Annotated in this window: 18 protein-coding genes; 7 read left to right on the plus strand and 11 right to left on the minus strand. The window is 70.7% G+C overall.

The genetic code is table 11. From position 1 onward, the window contains the following. The first annotated feature begins 324 nt into the window (after positions 1–324). Genes GXW79_RS08470 through GXW79_RS08480 form a run of 3 tightly spaced genes read left to right on the plus strand, consistent with a single transcriptional unit; the run spans position 325 to position 2,434 of the window. A complete protein-coding gene (locus GXW79_RS08470) occupies positions 325–1,197 on the plus strand; it encodes a DMT family transporter (protein WP_211873946.1) in 873 nt (290 codons plus the stop codon). A 54-nt stretch (positions 1,198–1,251) separates the two neighbouring features. Next, positions 1,252–1,932: a class I SAM-dependent methyltransferase gene (locus GXW79_RS08475; RefSeq protein ID WP_211873947.1), complete on the plus strand. Its 681-nt coding sequence runs from the start codon at positions 1,252–1,254 to the stop codon at positions 1,930–1,932. Between the two features lie 10 nt (positions 1,933–1,942). Beyond that, a complete protein-coding gene (locus GXW79_RS08480) occupies positions 1,943–2,434 on the plus strand; it encodes an invasion associated locus B family protein (RefSeq protein ID WP_211873948.1) in 492 nt (163 codons plus the stop codon). A gap of 35 nt (positions 2,435–2,469) precedes the next feature. Here the strand turns inward: GXW79_RS08480 and GXW79_RS08485 are convergent, their stop codons facing one another. From GXW79_RS08485 to GXW79_RS08510, 6 genes are all read right to left on the minus strand, one after another. Beyond that, complete coding sequence (locus tag GXW79_RS08485) at positions 2,470–3,441, minus strand: acetamidase/formamidase family protein (RefSeq protein WP_211873949.1); 972 nt, start codon at positions 3,439–3,441, stop codon at positions 2,470–2,472. A gap of 72 nt (positions 3,442–3,513) precedes the next feature. Continuing rightward, the gene (locus tag GXW79_RS08490) at positions 3,514–4,182 is read right to left on the minus strand and encodes a hypothetical protein (protein ID WP_211873950.1); all 669 of its coding nucleotides are present in this window, start codon (positions 4,180–4,182) and stop codon (positions 3,514–3,516) included. After that, on the minus strand, positions 4,179–5,228 hold the full coding sequence (gene corA, locus GXW79_RS08495) for a magnesium/cobalt transporter CorA (RefSeq protein ID WP_211873951.1): 1,050 nt from the start codon (positions 5,226–5,228) through the stop codon (positions 4,179–4,181). The genes GXW79_RS08490 and corA overlap by 4 nt, the downstream gene beginning before the upstream one ends. A 177-nt stretch (positions 5,229–5,405) precedes the next feature. After that, positions 5,406–5,681 carry a twin-arginine translocase TatA/TatE family subunit gene (locus GXW79_RS08500; protein WP_211873952.1) on the minus strand — a complete coding sequence of 92 codons (276 nt, stop codon included), beginning with the start codon at positions 5,679–5,681 and terminating at the stop codon, positions 5,406–5,408. A gap of 174 nt (positions 5,682–5,855) precedes the next feature. Beyond that, the gene (locus GXW79_RS08505; RefSeq protein WP_367614847.1) at positions 5,856–6,827 is read right to left on the minus strand and encodes a Bug family tripartite tricarboxylate transporter substrate binding protein; all 972 of its coding nucleotides are present in this window, start codon (positions 6,825–6,827) and stop codon (positions 5,856–5,858) included. After that, complete coding sequence (locus tag GXW79_RS08510; protein WP_211873953.1) at positions 6,824–7,321, minus strand: CHAP domain-containing protein; 498 nt, start codon at positions 7,319–7,321, stop codon at positions 6,824–6,826. Before GXW79_RS08510 ends, GXW79_RS08505 begins: the two co-directional genes overlap by 4 nt. Positions 7,322–7,476: 155 nt before the next feature. Between GXW79_RS08510 and GXW79_RS08515 the strand changes: the two genes are divergently transcribed. Continuing rightward, positions 7,477–8,127, plus strand: a complete 651-nt coding sequence (locus GXW79_RS08515) for a hypothetical protein (protein ID WP_211873954.1) — start codon at positions 7,477–7,479, stop codon at positions 8,125–8,127. Here the strand turns inward: GXW79_RS08515 and GXW79_RS08520 are convergent. The 5 genes from GXW79_RS08520 to rfaD all read right to left on the minus strand — a co-directional run bounded on the left by GXW79_RS08520 (position 8,124) and on the right by rfaD (position 12,988). Beyond that, entirely contained in the window at positions 8,124–9,092 is a 969-nt protein-coding gene (locus GXW79_RS08520) for a hypothetical protein (protein WP_211873955.1), read from the minus strand. The two genes, GXW79_RS08515 and GXW79_RS08520, sit on opposite strands and share 4 nt — an antisense overlap. A 68-nt stretch (positions 9,093–9,160) precedes the next feature. Further along, on the minus strand, positions 9,161–9,919 hold the full coding sequence (pgeF, locus tag GXW79_RS08525) for a peptidoglycan editing factor PgeF (protein ID WP_211873956.1): 759 nt from the start codon (positions 9,917–9,919) through the stop codon (positions 9,161–9,163). Then, the gene (locus GXW79_RS08530; protein WP_367614849.1) at positions 9,916–10,845 is read right to left on the minus strand and encodes a class I SAM-dependent methyltransferase; all 930 of its coding nucleotides are present in this window, start codon (positions 10,843–10,845) and stop codon (positions 9,916–9,918) included. Before GXW79_RS08530 ends, pgeF begins: the two co-directional genes overlap by 4 nt. 340 nt (positions 10,846–11,185) lie before the next feature. Then, entirely contained in the window at positions 11,186–11,980 is a 795-nt protein-coding gene (lgt, locus tag GXW79_RS08535; RefSeq protein ID WP_211873958.1) for a prolipoprotein diacylglyceryl transferase, read from the minus strand. Between the two features lie 15 nt (positions 11,981–11,995). Continuing rightward, complete coding sequence (rfaD, locus tag GXW79_RS08540; protein WP_211873959.1) at positions 11,996–12,988, minus strand: ADP-glyceromanno-heptose 6-epimerase; 993 nt, start codon at positions 12,986–12,988, stop codon at positions 11,996–11,998. A 65-nt stretch (positions 12,989–13,053) separates the two neighbouring features. Here rfaD and GXW79_RS08545 point away from each other — a divergent pair, with 65 nt between their 5' ends. From GXW79_RS08545 to GXW79_RS08555, 3 genes are all read left to right on the plus strand, one after another. Further along, positions 13,054–13,383, plus strand: coding sequence for an accessory factor UbiK family protein (locus tag GXW79_RS08545; protein ID WP_211873960.1), 330 nt, complete (start codon positions 13,054–13,056; stop codon positions 13,381–13,383). 217 nt (positions 13,384–13,600) lie between these two features. Then, complete coding sequence (locus GXW79_RS08550; protein ID WP_211873961.1) at positions 13,601–14,104, plus strand: type III secretion system chaperone family protein; 504 nt, start codon at positions 13,601–13,603, stop codon at positions 14,102–14,104. A gap of 62 nt (positions 14,105–14,166) precedes the next feature. Continuing rightward, positions 14,167–15,009 (plus strand): transporter substrate-binding domain-containing protein, encoded by an 843-nt coding sequence (locus tag GXW79_RS08555; protein ID WP_211873962.1) that lies wholly within the window; start codon positions 14,167–14,169, stop codon positions 15,007–15,009. Positions 15,010–15,128: the final 119 nt, after the last annotated feature.

The following is a 15,128-nucleotide window of genomic DNA, read 5'->3' on the forward strand; positions in this document are numbered from 1 at the left end:
GGCGGGCGGCCGCGCGGCAGGCGCTGGCGTCGGTGGCGTCGGTGGCGTCGGTGCGGCCGGGGCCGGGGTAGCGCTTCCGGGGCGCTGCGGCGGCGGCAGGGCGTTGGGGGTGCCAAGGCTCGACTGCGCTAGCGCGGGCGCCGCCACGGCGAGACAGAGAATCATGAGCAGGGCTGCGCGCATGGCTATCGTCTCGCCCGCGCGGCCCGCCCCGGTCAAGCGGCGCGCCGTGACGAAACCCGCGAGGGCGCCGAAAACCGCCCGGCGTGGCAGACCCGCGCCGCCGGCCCTCCCGCAAACCCCGCCCGTGGGTGAAGATGGCCCATGAACACCGCTCTCGCCGGCGTCGCGCTGCAACTCGCGGCGTTGGCCGTCTTCGTCCTGATGGACACGCTGATCAAGTTGCTGACGGCCGGCTTCGCGGTGCCCCAGCTCATGTTCGCGCGATTCGCCTTCAGCTTCGCCACCGTGGCGGTGTTCTTCTGGGCGACCACGGGCGGGCTGCCGTGGCGGTCGCGTGCGCCGTGGCTGCAGACGCTGCGGAGCCTGCTGTTGTGTTCCTGCTCGCTGCTGTTCTCGACCGCGCTCGCGCATATCCCGCTGGCCGACGCCACCGCGGTGGGATTCGCCTCGCCACTGTTCACCGTCGCACTCGCCGCGCTGCTGCTGCGCGAACGGGTCGGCTGGCGGCGCTGGCTGGGCGTGGCGATCGGGCTGTGCGGCGTCATCATCGTGCTGCGGCCGCCCTTCCTGATGGGCGGTGCTACGCCGCACTGGGCGACGATGCTGCCGCTCGGCACCGCGATCCTGTTCGCCTTCTACCAGATCCTGACCCGGCGTCTGGCCGCCCTCGATGACCCGCGCACGACCATCCTGCACACCGCCTTCGCCGCCTCCATCGTGGTCTCCCTGGTCCAGCCCTTCGTCTGGATCTGGCCCAGCGGTGGGCAATGGGCGGTGCTGGTGCTGCTCGGCGCTCTCGGCGGGGTCGGACACGGGATGCTGGTGCTGGCCTATGCGCGCGCGCCGGCCAGCATGCTGGCGCCGATCTCCTACACGCAGCTGGTCTGGGCGGTCCTGGCCAGCCTGCTGGTGTTCGGCGACCGGCCCGACCTCGCCACGCTGGCCGGCATGGCGGTGATCGCGACCGGCGGCGTGCTCGTTGCCCTGCCCGCGCGGGCGCGCACGGGTTCGTGACACTTGCGTGAAAGCGCGCAAGGGTCTAGCCCCGTCGCGATCAACGGGGTGCACATGGCGCATATCGATCGCGTGGAAGGCGGGGTGGCCGTCAAGGCACACCCCAGGGCGGCGCTCGACGCGGACGGCGTCCGCGACGCCTATCGCCGCTGGGCCAACGTGTATGACGCCGTCTTCGGCGGCGTTTCGGCCTACGGCCGCCGCCGCGCCGTCGCCGCGGTCAATCGGCTGGATGGTCCGCGCGTGCTGGAAGTGGGCGTCGGCACCGGCCTGGCGCTGCCGCATTACCGCCGCGGCCTGACCGTCACCGGCATCGATCTCTGCCACGAGATGCTGGAGAAGGCGCGCGAGCGCGTCGCCGCCGACCAGCTCGTCCAGGTCGACGGCCTGCACGAGATGGATGCCGAGGCGATGGAATTCGAGGATGGCCGCTTCGACGTGGCCGTCGCGATGTTCACCGCGAGCGTGGTGCCGGATGCGAAAAAGCTGTTTGCCGAGATGAACCGCGTCGTCCGCCCCGGTGGGCACCTGCTGTTCGTGAACCACTTCGCGGCCGAATCCGGGCCGCGCTGGTGGATCGAGAAGGCCATGGCGCCGCTGTCGCGCGTGCTCGGCTGGCACCCGGATTTTTCGCTCACCGACCTTCTGGATCCGGATCAGGCGCCCGCCCTCAGCCGGGAGAGCTGCCCGCCCTTCGGGTTATTCACGCTTGTGCAGGTGCGCAAGCTGGGCTGAATTGCGCGCCATGCGCACCCTGACCCTGCTTGGCTTCCTTTTCCTCGCCGCACCCGCCCTGGCGCAGCCGGCGCCGGAGCGCACGCTTGCCGCCTTCGGCGACTGGGTGGTGCGCTGCGAGCGCGTGGCCAGCGGCCGCAGCTGCGAGATGGCGCAGACCATGGCAGACCAGCGGCAGCAACCGGTGGCCGTCGTCGCCTTCGCGCGCGGCACCCCGCTGCGCATCGTCGTGCAGGTGCCGGTGAACATCGCCGTGGCCGAGCCGGCGCGACTGACCGTGGAGCCGGCGCTGGTGCTGCCGTTCCGCAGCTGCGTGCCGCAGGGTTGCTTCGCCGAACTGGCGCTGTCCGACGCCGCCGTGGTCACCCGGATGCGGGCGCGCGCGGCCGATGCCTCGGCGCGGCTGGAATGGCGCGATCCGGCCGGGACGCAGCAGATGGTGCCGGTGTCGTTCCGCGGGTTTTCAGACGCCCTCGACGCGCTCAACCGCGAAGCGCCCTGAGGCGGCTTCGCGGCCATCCTCGATGGCCGCTCGCCTCAGAACAGCAGGCCCTTCTTCAGCTTGCCGTGCACGCCCTTCTCGCCGTTCACCGTCTGCGTCACCGCGAAATCCACCGCCAGTGAGCAGAACTGGTAGGCATCCGCATCCGACAGGTTCGAACGCGAGCAGATGAAGGCGATCATCTCGCGCAGCGCCTGCTTCATCGCGAGGTCGAGGTCCTCGTTCAGCCCCATCGTGATGTAGTGCGTCGGCGTCTCGGCGCGCGGGAAACGCAGGATCGGGTCATGCGCGCCGCCGCCCTTCACCACGGACAGCGTGAAGGTGCCGGTGAGGTTGATCTCCAGCGCGTTGATGCAGACCTCGCCATCGCCCTGCACGCCATGTCCGTCGCCAGCCGAGAACATCGCGCCCTCGGTGAAGACCGGCAGATACAGCGTGGTGCCCGCGACCAGTTCCTTGTTGTCGAGGTTGCCGCCATGGGCGCGCGGCTCCTTGGTGTTGATCATCCCCCACTCGCGCGGCGGGGCCACGCCCATCACGCCGAAGAAGGGTGCCAACGGCAGTTCCATCCCGCCCTCGGCGGGGCCGAAGGGCAGGCGGCAGACCATGCGCTCGCGGTCGGCAGGGATGTGCAGGGTGCGGCGATAGGGGAAATCCTCGGGCAGCGTGCCGAACAGCGGGCGGAAGCCGCAGAAGCCCCAGTCGGAGCCCAGTTCGATCTTGTCGATGTCCACGCGCAGCATGTCGCCCGGTTCGGCGCCGTTGACCGCGACCGGGCCGGTGATGACGTGCGCACCCAGGCGCGGCGTCTTGGCGTGCACCTCACGCAGCACCGGGTGGACGGCCATCATGCTCTCGCGTGGCGGCATCACCTCGGGGCCGCCGGAGAGGCATTCCAGGACCACCGTATCGCCGCTGTCGATCTCGGCCACGGTCGGGAAGCTGGCGTCGAAGGCGCCCCAGCGGATGACGTCGACGCTGGCATCGACACGGGTGGTCTTCGGCATGGCGAGGTCCCCTCTTGCTCGGCCGACCTCAACCGCCGCGCGGCCGCGCGTCAAGACGCTACGGGCAGGGTTTCAGCGCACCGGCGGCAGGCGGCGCTGATCGCCTGGGCAGATGCGCGCAAGGCGGTCATATTCGGCGACCGTGTCGATGCGGGCATGGCCCTCGACGCGGGCCCGCCGCATCGTCGCGAGGTGCGGCTCCACCGCCTGGCGCAGGCTGGCCTGCAGCACGCCGGTGGCGGCTTCCGCATCCGCCGCGCGCGCGCTCGCGCGGCGCGCCCATTCGGTGACCGCCCCACGCAGCGCCTGTTCCGCCTGGGCGAGCGTCGCGCGGTTCACCGCGACATGGCGCTGCTCATGCACAAGCACCTCGCGCCAGAGGCACCCTTGCGGCGGGATCTCCTCGGCGATGCGGATCGCGTGCTCGACATGCGCGAGCACGATGGAGACCCGGTCGGCCACCGCGCAGACCCGACCGTCGGGCTCGCGGAGGTAGCGCGCGGCGAGTTCCATGCGCCATTCGACGCGGGAGGCGGTGACGCCCAGATGGTCCCCATGGGTGCGCTGGGCGGCGGCCTGCATCTGGTTGCGCAGCGCCGTCATCGGCGCGGTGCCGATCGCGGGCTCGGGGTCGTCGCGGGCGACGCTGACCGCGGCGCCGGTATCGGGGCAGGCGGCGCGCGCCGCGCCGCTCGCCAGCAACACGCCCAGGATGAGGGCGAGCCGCAGCACCTGCGTCACAGCCAGCCTTTGCGCCGGAAATACAGCACTGGAAGGATCGCGGCTGCAAGCATCAGCCCGATCGCCATGGGGTAACCGTACTCCCACTGCAGCTCCGGCATTTCCTTGAAGTTCATGCCGTAGATGCTGGCGATCAGCGTCGGCGGCATCAAGGCCACGGCGGCCACCGTGAAGGTCTTGATGATGGAGTTCTGCTCGACGTTGATGATGCCGAGCACGGCATCGAGCAGGAATTGCGCCTTGTTGTTGAGGAAGTTCGCGTGCTCGACGAGGGAGCGCACGTCGCGCACCAGCGTCTTGATCAGCACTTGGTTTTCCTTGCGCACCGCGGTGCCCTTCTCCGCGCCCACGAAGGTGAGGATGCGCGACAGGCCGAGCAGGGTTTCCGAGGCGCGGGTGGTGACCTCGCCGACCTGGCCGAGGGTCAGCAGCGTCTCGCGCAAATCGGCATCGCGGCGGTTCGCCTTGACCTTGCCGCCGGCGCGCGCGCTGGCGAAGGCGCTGTGGCTGGCGCGGTCCATGTCGGTGCTGACGCGCTCAAGGATATCCGCGAGGCGGTCCACCACCTGCTCGAACAGGTGCAGCATCACCGCGTCGGCGGAGGCGAGCAGCGTGCTCGGCACCCGCTGGGCGCGGGCGTTGAAGACGGTGAAGGCCTTGGGCGTGGCGTAGCGCACCGTGATCAGGTGTTCGGGCGTGAGGACGAAGGTGATGGCGGTGGAGCCGTATTCACCGCCATCGACGCCGTAGAGGAAGTTCGCGGTGAGGAACAACGCCTCGCCTTCGCGATACAGGCGCGAGGAGCTCTCGATCTCCTGCATCTCCTCGCGCGTCGGGATCTCGAGGCGCAGGGCGGTCTGCACCGCAGCCTCTTCCTCGGGCGAGGGGTTGAGCAGGTCGATCCAGACGGCGCCGCGCAGGCTGTCGGGATCGACGACTGCCGCCGCGGCCCGGCTCTGCGCCTCCGGCAGCGCGACCGTGATCTGCGAAACGGCGCCCTCGCGAACCAGACAATGCCCGTCCTTGACGCTCCAGCTGGTCAGCATCGTCAGAGGGCCTCCGCCTGCATGGATGGGCTTCTAGACGCGGCCAGCGTGGCTGACCAGCGACAGAACCGCGTCGCATGACGGGACTGTAAGATGTGGAACCCGGCGCACGCGCCGCGCGCGAAACCGCCGCGGCCGATGCTGATAGCGGGCCTGGTCGTCGCTTCGGCGCTGCGCTCAGGCCGCCGGGCGCGAGGAGGTCGACGCGGTATGCGGCGCGGCGGTCGCAGTGCTGCTCGCGCCCGCGGGACCGGGGATGGTGCCCGTGGCGGCCGTAGGCGGCGTCGCCGGCGGGGTCATGGAGGCGTCGGGCTCTTCCTCCTTCATGTTGTTCTTGAAGGACTTGATGCCCTTGGCCAGATCGCCCATGAGCCCGCTGATCTTGCCGCTGCCGAACAGCAGCAGGACCACGAGCAGCACGACAAGCCAGTGCCAGATGCTGAAGGAACCCATCGTGACGCCTCGATAATGTGTGACGGACCGCCCCGGCGGCGGTCGCGCTTCAATGTCGCAATTCGGCGCACCCTAATCGTGGAGCGCGCGTGGCGCAAACGGCAGGTGGGGGGCCGCGCCGCCGGCTGCAACCGGGGTGCGCCGGTTCTGCGATCTTTCGATGGAAAACCGGCCTCAGCCTTCCGCCCGGATACCCAGCCGGCGGATCAGCCCGCCCCAGCGCGCCGCCTCGGCGGCGAGGAAGCGTGCGGCGGCGTCGGGATCGCTTCCGACCACCTCGAAGCCGGCGCGCTCCAGCCGCAGCCGCGCCTCAGGTTCGCCGAGGGCCGCGACCGCGGCCGCGTGCAGGCGGGCGATGCGGTCGGGCGGCGTCGCGGCCGGTGCGACCATCACCTGCCAGCCGTAGGAGTCCGCCTCGGCCAGCCCGAACTCGCCGAGCGTCGGCGTCTGCGGCAGCCCGGGGAAGCGCGCCGCGCCTGTGGTGGCCAGCGCGCGGAGCTGCCCGGCCTGCAGCGGCGCCAGCACCGCCGCGGCCGTCACCATCATCGCCTGGATTCGCCCGGCGACGAGGTCGAGCGTCGCCTCGGGGAAGCCGCGATAGGGCACGTGCAGAAGCTCGAGCCCGCCGAGCCGGTCGGCGAGGTCGAGCATCGCCAGGTGCCCGCCGGAGCCGGCCCCGACCGAGCCGAAGGCAATGCCGCCCGGCCCCGCGCGCGCCGCCTGCGCGAAGCCCTCAAGGTCGCGCGCCGGCACGTCCGGATGCACCACCAGCGCCTGTGCCCCGCGCACCAGCAGCGACACGGGCGCCAGGTCGCGCGCCGGATCATACGGAAGGGTCGGGTAGAGCGCCGGGGCGGTGGAGAGCGGGCCGTTGATCGACAGGCCGAAGCCGTGCCCGTCGCTGGCCCTGGCGATCGCATCGGTGCCGATGTTGCCGCCGGCGCCGGTGCGGTTCTCCACCACGCATGGCTGACCCAGCGCCGAGGCGAGCCCGGCGGCCACGATGCGCCCGGTCAGGTCCGGGGTGGAGCCGGCCGGAAACGGCACGATGAAGCGCAGCGTGCGATCGGGCCAGGCCGGCTGCGCCCGGGCAAGACCCGGCGCCGCGAGGGCGGCGCCCAGCAGCGCGCGCCGGGGCAGGCTCACGCCCGCGCCGGGTGGATGAAACCCCAGGCGGGGAAGGGGGTGACGCCGTACTGCCCCACGGGCGGGTACCAGACACGCAGCACCGACCAGTCGCCGGCGTCGGAGATGTCCTGCACCGGCTGGTCGCGCGCGATCATGCCGCGCGCGCTGGTGCCGGCCGGCGCCCAGTTCGCGTGGTCCACCAGGATTTCGCGCCCCGACACCACGCGCGAGACGACCGAGAGATGCCCCGTGCGCAGCCGCGCGGTGCGCGCGAAGACCAGCACGCTGCCATGGCGCGGGGCGTTGCCGCGCGCATAGCGCCCCTCCGCCTCGCTCCACCATTGCCAGGCGTCGCCGCGCAGCGTGATGCCGGAGCGCTGCCGCGCGAAGGGTACGCAGGATTGCCCGCCGCCGCCCTCATAGCCCGGCACCGCGCGGCCCACACCGCGCGTGCTCGAGCATCCCGCCGCGACCAGCGGCAAGCCAATAACGAACAGGCTGCGTCGCAGCATCCCCCGATGCCCCCCGCGTGAATCCCCTGCGATTCTTATGCGCCGCGCCCGATGAATTTTTCAAGCACCGCACATGGAGAGATCAAAGGTGCTGGTTTTCGGATACACCCCAGTCCATGGCCCTCGTCCCATCCTGCGCGTCGTCGGCGGCTCGCATGGCCTGCCTGCTGTCGCTGCTGGCGCTGGGCGGATGCATCGCTGGCACCATCCACGTCATCGGCCGGGCCACCGGGCTCAAGCCGCCGGCCTGGGACGGCTATGTGCAGGTGGCGACGGAGCCGCCGGGGCAGCGCTGCACGGCCGAGCGCGACGGCCAGGTGCTGGCCGTCCTCGCCGCGACTCCGGGGCGCCTGGAGATCCCGCGCTCCGCCTTCCCTTATGAAATGCGCTGCGTCGGCCCTGGCACGCTCGAGACAGTCCACGTCTTCCGCCCGGAACCCGACCCGGGCGCTTTCGTGCCGCTGCCGACCGGCGTGGTCGGCATCGCGATGCTGACCGCGGCGGTGGCCAGCGGCTCCATCAACCGTTTCCCGCCCGAGGTCGCGATCGTCTCGCCCCCCGCCGAGTTCGATGACGCGGCGGCGCGCGATGCCTGGTTCGCGCCACGCGCGGCAGCGATCGCCGCCCGCTTCGGCGAACAGGAGCGCGAGGCGCGGCAGCCCTGCCTCGGCCAGCCGGAGAGCACCGTGTGCGAGCCGCGCCTGGCGCAGATCGCGCTGCGCCGCGCCGACGTGGAGGCAAGCCTCGCCGCGCAACGCGCCGCCGTGCGCCTCGCCTCGGGGCCGGAACTGGCGCGCGCCGACTAAGGCGCCGGCGCCGCGGCGGTGCTGGTGGGTGCGGGCAGGTCGTTGTCGCGCGGGATCTCGAGGCCGCGCACCGGCGTCGCGGCCGCCCTGCCGTCCCGCCGCTCGGGCATGCCGCCGGCATTGCTCACCACGCGCTGCACGCCGCCCGCCGCCTCCTGTGCGGCAGCGAAGGCCACATCGCCCCAGAACCGGTCCAGGCTGCCCGACGGGATCTCATTCAGCTGCAGCACGCGGCCCAGCTCCTCGCCGTCGCGGCGGGAGACAACCCACAGGATCTCCACGCGCTGGACGCCCTGCGTGCCGCTCGGTGCCACGCTCACCAGCCCCTGGACGGCGAAGCTTGCCGCGGTGGCGCTGTCGGAGATCAGGAAGCCGGCCTGGGTGAGGAAATCGCTCATCCGCGCGGTCAGCGCCGAATTGCCGTCCCCCGGCGCGCCGCCCACCGGCACCAGTCGGATGCGCGGCGGCCCGCCGGCCGCGAGGGCCGCAGGATCGGTCGCCTTCCGCGCCGCCTCGGCGCGCAGGATCATGGTGGCGAGGTTGCGCGCGGCGACCCGCGTCGCATCGCGGCGCATCTCGTCGGATTGCTCGGCCCAGGTGGCGCGCGTCATCGGCGGCACCTCGGCGCTGCCGAGCTCGCCGCCATCCGCGTCGCGCAGGGTGTAGCGGAGCACCACGTCGCTGCCGCGCCGCGTCACGGCCAGGCCCACGCGCCAGTCGAGCGGCAATGGCTCGGCCGCCACCGCCGGCACTTCCGCCACGCGCAAGGCATCGGCCATGGTCTCGGCGAAGCGGTCGGCGCCGATGGTGTCGAGCATCAGCGCATCGGAGCGCGGCACCGCGACGCGCACGCCCGGCGGTGCGGCGAGCTGCGCCGCGTTGCCCCCCGCGCGGCCGCGAAAGGGCTGCGGCAGGTCGCCGCAGGCGCCGAGCAGCACCAGCATCGCCACGAGCAGAACTCTCATCACGCGAAGCAGCTCGCGAGCATCGTCAGCAGAATCAGCACTATGAACATCACCATGTATGGCATCGGTCATCCCAACCCCGCGATCGCGGAGATCTGGTGCCCGATCGCGCCGCCGCCAGCCAGCGTCCGCCGGCGATGGGAGAAGAACAGCGCCTCCTCGGCCAGGGTATCATGCGCCACGATCCGCACGTTGACGCCGCATGCCGCAAGCCGCGCCGCGCAATAGCCCGCGAGGTCGAATTGCCACCGCCCCGCCCGAACGCCATCGGCGAAGAACCGCGCATCGTCGGCATCGCGCGCCAGCACCGCGTCACGCAGATCGGCCGCGACCTCATAGGAAGGCTGGCGGATGCAGGGGCCGACCACGGCCATGATGCGCCCCGGTTCAGCACCAAGCCCGACCATCGCCGCCACCGTCGCCTCCAGCACGCCATCCACCGCGCCGCGCCAGCCGGCATGTGCGGCCGCAACCACGCCCGCCGCGGAATCGGCGAACAGCACAGGCCCGCAATCCGCGGTCACCACGCCCAGCGCCACCGCCGGCAGCCGGGTCGCCAATGCATCCGCCTCCGGCGGCGTGTCCCAGGGCGCCTCCAGCACCGCGCAGCGCACCCCATGCACCTGGCGCACGCCGAACAGCGCCCCCGGCGCCACGCCCAGCGAGGCCGCCACGCGGGCGCGATTTTCGGCTACACGCGACGGATCATCCGCACCGCTCGTCGAGCAATTCAGGCTCGCATAGCCACCCTCGGACACCCCGCCCTGCCGGGTGAAGAACCCATGCGGCGCGCCCAAATCCTCATCAGCGATGCGTGGCAGCGTCATGCGTCAAACCCCGGCGGTGTCGGCAGCGCGGCATCGCACAGCGCCAGGGCCTTGAACAGCCGCCCCATTGCCTCCGGCGCCAGCAGCCTCTGCGCCGCCGCCAGCTGCCGCCCCGCCCCCGCCGGGTCCGCCCGCGCCAGCATCGCCGCCCGGCTCGCCAGCCCCAACCGCTGCAAGAACACGCCCTGCGGCAAGGGCCCATGCGCCGCGGCACCCACGCCGCGCGCCGCCTCCGCCAAGGCCGCGAAATCCACGTGCGCCGTCACATCCGCATCCCCCGGCGCCACCAGAGGGTCCACCGCCTCCCCTCCCCGCATCGCCTGCAAACTCTCCCCCACCCCGCTCTCCGCCGGCCCGTAATCCAGCATCAGGGCCACGCACCCGCCCCGCCGCATCAACGCCCGCACCACGTCAGCACCCGCTTCCCCCACCTCCCGCACAGCACCCTCCGGGGCGTCCCCCAACGCCACCTCAGAGCCACGCTCCACAAACACCCCGTCCGCCACAAACCGCTCCACCCACCCCGCCCCGCGCCGCACGAACTGCCGCACCGGCAATGCATCGAAAAACTCGTTTGCCAATACCACCGCCGGCCCCGCCGGCAGCCCCGCCACCCCATCACGCCAGGTCACATCACCCCCCAGCCGCGCCGCCTGCTCCGCCCGCAACCTCGCGGACGCCTCCACCAGATGCACCCGCGCCGCCCGAGCGAAATCCGGCGCCACCTGCGCCACCGCTCGCCGCGCGTCACTCATGAGCGTCCCCCGCCCCGGCCCCAACTCCGCCCACACCAGCGGATCCGGACGACCCATCCCCTCCCAAACCACCGCACTCCAGACTCCCAGGCATTCGCCAAACGCCTGGCTGATCTCCGGCGCCGTCACGAAATCCCCATACGGATCCTGCCGCGCATAGTAGGCAGCCACCGCCCGAGCCATGAACGCGTCCAACCGCTCCATGGTCAGGAGAAAGCAAGGCCAGGGGCGCTGCCCCTGGACCCCGCGAGGATCGTGTCGATCCTCGACCTCCCCTTGTTGGTTCTTGAATTTCGGAGGGGTGCGCTTGTCGAAGGGGCCGGGTTGGGGAGGGGGCGCGTCGTGGCCCCCCCCGAGAAGCACGCATTCCGTGCGCCCCCTCCCCAACCCGGCACGCCTCCAGCGAGGCTCAAACCCCTCCAAAACCCAGGACCACGAAGGGGGGTCCAGGGGCCACAGGCTCCTGGCGGGGGTCGAGGGGGCGGAGCCCCCCGCCTTGCTTCCTCCCTGATCATGCCACCGGTCGGGCGCGTGCCATGAGCCAGGCGCCGGCCGCGAGCATCGGCAGGGAGAGCAGTTGGCCCATCGTGGCGCCGGCGAAGAGGAAGCCGAGGTGGGCGTCGGGCTGGCGGAAGAATTCGCCGATGATGCGAGCGCAGCCGTAGCCGAAGAGGAAGGCGCCGGCGATGAAGCCGGGGCGGGCTCGGATGGATGGGCGGGACATGAGGAGCATCAGGAGCGCGAAGAGTGCAAGGCCTTCCATGCCCGTCTGGTAGAGCTGGGAGGGGTGTCGCGGGTCGGGCCCTGCGCCGGGGAAGACCATGGCCCAGGGCACGTCGGGCGCGACGCGGCCCCAGAGCTCGCCGTTGATGAAGTTGGCGATGCGGCCGAAGAAGATGCCGATCGGCACGACGGCGACGACGCGGTCGCCAAAGGCGAGGAGCGGCAGCTTGTTGATGCGGCAGAAGATCCAGGTGGCGATGATGACGCCGAGCATGCCGCCGTGGAAGGCCATGCCGCCCTGCCAGACGGCGAAGGCTTCGAGCGGGTTCTCCAGGTAGTAGCCGGGCCGGTAGAACAATACGTAGCCCAGGCGCCCGCCGAGGATGATGCCGAGCGTGACCCAGGTGACGAAGTCGTCGATCTGTTCGGTTGTGGAGACGACGGGAGTGAGGCGCACTAGGTATCGTGCCAGGCGCCAGCCGAGCACGATGCCGGCGATGTAGGCGAGCGCGTACCAGCGGATGGCGAGCGGCCCGATTTCGACCAGCACCGGGTCGATGACCGGGAAGGGGATGACGAACATCGGCGTATGGGCCTCTCAGCGATGCGGGTCGCCGCTCGCGAGATGGTCCCGCACGTAGTGTGCGACGCCGTCTTCCAGCGGGATGGTGGCGGCGTCGTAGCCGACGGCGCGCAGGCGATCGAGCTTCGCCTCCGTGAAGTATTGGTATTTGCCCTGGAGGTCTTCGGGCATCGGGATGTAGCGGATATCGGGTGCCTGGCCGAGCGCGGCGTAGATGGCCGTGGCGAGGTCGGCGAAGCTGCGCGCGATGCCGGAGCCCACGTTGAACAGGCCCGAGACGCGCGGGTGGTCGGCGAGCCAGAGGCAGACATTCACGACGTCGTCGACATGGACGAAGTCGCGCTGCTGCCCGCCATCGGCGATGCCGGGGCGGTCGGAGGCGAACAGTGTCGCAGCCTCGCCCTTGGCGATCTGCGCGTATTTGTGTGCGACGACGCTCTGCATGCGGCCCTTGTGGTACTCGTTCGGGCCGTAGACGTTGAAGAAGCGCAGCCCGGCCCATTGCGGCGGCGCAGGCATGCCGCGGCCGAGCATCTGCGCCACGCGCCGGTCGAAGGCGAGCTTGGACCAGCCATAGAGGTTGAGCGGCCGCAGCACGGACAGCGCTGCGGGGGTGGCGTCATCGTCGAACCCCAGAGCGCCGTCGCCGTAGACGGCTGCGGAGGAGGCGTAGATGAACGGCACGCCCTTCTTCGCGCACCAGGCCCAGAGCATCAGCGGAAGGGTCAAATTCGAGGCGGCCACCCAATCGCCATCGGTCACCGTGGTGTCGCTCACCGCGCCCATGTGGAACACCGCCTCGATCGGGCGGCCGCGGTCGAGGAATTGTTCGAGATCATCGGGCGGGAGGATGCCGGCGATGGTGTGTTTGGCGAGGTTGCGCCACTTCTCGGCGCCGGGCGTCCCCTTGCGCAGGCGGTCCACCACCATCACCTCGCCGCCACCCGCGGCCAGTGCCGCCGTGAGGTTGGAGCCGATGAAACCGGCGCCGCCCGTGACCAGATACATCGCATGACCTCTCGCTCATCGCGGGATATACGGCGCGGCGTGCGCCTTGGGAAATGGAGAGCGACATGACCGAGACCGGCACCGGCCCCAGCGGTGGCAAGCGTTCCTTCCTCGACGATATCGCCGGCATGGCAGGCGGCGCCTTCTCCGCGTTGAACGGCATGAAGGCCGAGGCGGAGGCGATGATGCGCGCCCAGATGGAGGCGATGACCCAGCGCCTGGACCTGGTGAAGCGCGAAGATCTGGACGCCGCCATGGAGGTCGCCCGCCGCGCCAGCGAGGCGGCCGAGACCCTCGCCGCACGGGTGACCGCCCTGGAGGCCAGGATCGCAAGCATGGATATGGCGGCATCTCCTGCGGTTTCCGGGGCTTATCTCGAAGACCCTAAATTATGAATTGAAGAAACCGGCCCAAAGGGTCGTTTTGACGAAGGCATGTCTTGCGCCCGGCTTTGGCGCTTGAGTAGTCTACCTCTAGTGTTCCGATACCGTGGCGGCCTACCAGACTCGGTATCGAAGCATGGGGAGCGGAGGTGCTTGGCCGGGGGGGCCGGGTGCCATGCCGCCCCTCAACCCCAGGCGGGGCAGCACGCCCCGCGGGAAGGAGGTCCGCATGTCCGCCTCACTCAGCGTCCGCAGCACCCGGGCGCAAAATCCCCTCGACGTGGTCGAGCAGATCGTCATCGCCAATGATTGGGCGTTCGACCGCCGCTCGGATGGCGAGATCGCCGCCGAGGCGCCCGGCAAATGGTGCGACTATGGGCTGCATTTCGCCTGGTCCTCCGAGATCAGCGCCATGTCCTTCACCTGCGCCTTCGACCTCAAGGTGCCGGCCGAGCGCCGCGAGAAGCTGTTCGAGCTTCTGAGCCTCGCCAACGACAAGCTCTGGATCGGGCATTTCGGTATCGACGTGGATGAGGGCATGCCGGTGTTCCGCCACGCGGTGTTGCTGCGCGGCACGCCCGGCGCCTCGGCCGAATCGCTCGAGGACATGGTCGACATCGCCATCACCGAATGTGAGCGCTTCTACCCGGCCTTCCAGTTCGTGCTCTGGGGCGGCAAGTCGCCGGCCGAGGCGCTGCAATGCGCCATGCTGGAATGCGTCGGAGAAGCCTGACTTGCCGCTGACTGGCACAAGACTGGCATAGCCCCGCGGCCAGAACCCGCCGGGAGGCCCCCATGTCCCTCACCCTATCCCGCCGCGCCCTCCTCGGCGCCGGCGTCCTGACACTTGCCGCCCCACGCATCGCCCGCGCCCAGGCCGTGACCCTCGCCGCGCTGCGCGCCTCGGGTAAACTCCGCATCGGCATCGAGGCCACCTACCCCCCCTTCACCATGCGCGAATCCGGCGTCATCACCGGCCACGACATCGAACTCGGCACCATCATGTGCCGCAGCCTCGGCATCACCCCCGAATACGTCGACGTCGTCTGGTCCGGCGTCATCCCCGCACTCTACGCCGGCCGCTTCGACATGATCATGTCCGGCATGAGCTACACCCGCGCCCGCATGGAGCGCGTCAGCTTCTCCATCCCCTACGCCGAAGCCGGCCAATCCCTCCTCATCCGCAACCGCGACACCAACACCATCCGCGCCATCGAGGACATGTCCGGCAAGGTGCTCGGGATAAAACTCGGCAGCCCCGGCGAAACCCTCCACCCCCGCCTGGCCGAGCGCATCACCGCCGCCCGCGGCCGCGGCTTCGCAGACGTAAAGATCTACGACGACCACCCCGCCGCCTACCTGGCCCTCAACCAAGGCACCGTCGACGGCGTGCTCAACACGCTCCCCACGCTGGCCTACGTCATCCGATCCCAACCGACACGCTTCGCCGTCATCCGCGGCATCGGCGCCGACAACTACGCGGGCTTCGCCTGCCGCAAGGACGACACGGAGATCCACGCCTGGATGGACGAACAGCTGCGCACGCTGCGCGCCAACGGAACGCTGCGCGAACTGCAACTCAAATACTTCGGCCTCGAGTTCAACCTGCCGGAGACCATCCCAGAGCCGGTGGCGTGATGGGAGCAAGCATGGGGGGCTTTGCCCCCCAAACCCCCTACCAGGATCGTGTCGATCCTGGACCTCCATCTGTTGGTTCTTGGGTTCGGGAGGGCAGTCTCGCCGGAGGCGAGCCGGGT

The sequence above is a fragment of the Plastoroseomonas arctica genome (genome assembly GCF_018128965.1).
In the GTDB taxonomy this organism is placed as follows: domain Bacteria; phylum Pseudomonadota; class Alphaproteobacteria; order Acetobacterales; family Acetobacteraceae; genus Plastoroseomonas; species Plastoroseomonas arctica.